At 36.6% G+C, this 2,154-nt stretch carries 1 protein-coding gene; it reads left to right on the forward strand.

Annotated elements, in window-relative coordinates:
* On the forward strand, positions 1-2,154 hold a 2,154-nt coding region (locus tag AC1DPQ_RS25760), incomplete at both ends, for a SusC/RagA family TonB-linked outer membrane protein (protein ID WP_477611312.1).

The raw sequence follows: 2,154 nt of genomic DNA on the forward strand, positions 1-2,154 counted from the left end.
ATCTTATAGTGATCTGAAACAGCTTCCTTACATTTTAACAGATAGTTTAAATCCTGCTTATAATGGCAATACAGATTGGCAGGATCTTTTTTATCAATCTGGAAAAATCACTAATGGCGATTTGAGTGTGAGTGGTGGGGGAGCTAATGGAATGGTATACAGGTTTAGTGGAGGTTACTATGATGAACAAGGTATTATTAAGGCAACTGGTTTCAAAAGGTATTCTGGTAGGTTAAATCTGACGACCAGAGCCATGAAGGAGAAATTAATGATTAATCCCATCATTGCCTACTCGAGATCGGATTTTTCAAGAGGTAATGGGAGTGGCAGTAGCCCTGTTAATTTAGGGGCTGGCAATATGCCTTCATCATTGTTGAATCTGGATGAAGATAAAAAAGCACTTTTATTAGGTGCCTATGATGAGAATTTGGATAAAAACATCAGCAATCAACTTACGCTAAATTTAAACTTAAGTTATGAGTTTAATAAACACCTAATGCTCACTTCTCAGTCCTCTTATTTGTTAAATACAGCCAGAAGGGATTATAGTAGGACAAGTATATTGAACAATGGCCAGGGAAATTCATCATCGAGCTACGCAGATAATAGTACAAATGCACTAACGTCTAATTTTTTATCATATAACAATCAGTTTGGTAAACATTCCCTGAGTGTTATTGCTGGGCAGGATATTCAGTATAACCAGTTCCAGAATACATCTGCTTCAGGTTATGGAGGTCCATCAGATAACATTCAAGTTGTCAGTGGGTTTCAGCAATCAAGGATTTCAGCTGGTTCTGACTATCAGGCTTATGGACTTCTTTCCTATTACGGACGTTTAGCTTATGATTTTGATGGTAAGTATTTACTTTCGGCAACTGCCAGGGCAGATGGTTCATCCAGATTTGGTAAAAACAATAAGTGGGGATATTTCCCGTCTGCATCTGTTGGTTGGCTAGCTTCAGAAGAAAATTTTATGAAAAACTGGGTAAATAATCCATTTACACTAATCAAATTGAGGGCCAGTTTAGGAACATCAGGAAGTTTACCTAATAATAATTATTTACAATATAACTTGTATTCTGTAAATAATGGTGGGTTTAATGGAAATGGTGGAGCAACTTCCTATAATGGTACTACAGCTATTACACCGAATTTAAGTGATGGTGCCGCGCAAAGTAACCTGAGCTGGGAAAAATCCCTTCAATGGAATATCGGTACTGATATTGAAATCAAAAATGGTAAGTATGCACTATCGTTTGACGTATATAACAAAGAGTCTTCTCTACAATTATTTAGTGTAAACCTTCCACTAACAACAGGGTACGATCGAGCTTTAACGAATTCCATAGGCGTCCGAAATTCAGGTGCCGAGTTGACCGTTTCTGCTAATCCGCTTGAAGGAAATTTCAAATGGTTTACGAGGATTAATGCTTCATATAATAAAAACCAGATCATGAGTTTGCCGAATGGTGGAAGAGATCTTATTTTAAGTGGAGACAGATTTGATAAATCCCATATCCTTTCAGTTGGAAGTCCAATAAATGCATTTTATCTTTATAGGACAAATGGCGTATTTTCAAGAACAAGCGATATACCTGTTAATCCTTTTACAGGAGAATTATATAGAAATAKCAATGGTGCGTACCAAGCAGGCCAATTTTACCTAGCGGATCTTGACGGAGATGGTTTCATTGATATTTTTAATGATGGCATCAATCCGGACAAAGCGCCGATCGGCGATCCTAATCCAAAAGTTACCGGAGGCTGGACCAATGATTTCAGTTACAAGAACTTTTCATTGAACATATTTTGCACCTTTACTTTCGACAGAGATGTGTTAAATTTATTTGAATCAGATCGTTTTTCTAATTCAACAGATGGGGACCCAATAAATAGATTTGCTGGATTTTCAACTCCGGATTTAAGCAAAACAAATATTTGGAGAAATCCTGGTGATCAGGCAGACTACGCCAAATATGATTTGGGAAGTTATCGTTACTATTACACCGGTGCCCAGACTTTTTTCTTGGAAAAAGGTGGTTATTTCAGAATCAGAAGTATAAATTTTGGTTACAATTTTCCGGCTAAAACGCTTAAAAAATTGGGGGTAAATAAACTTAAACTTTTTGCAATTGCAGATAATGTTTATAT

The sequence above is a fragment of the Pedobacter sp. 01T416_2 genome, from assembly GCF_056398925.1.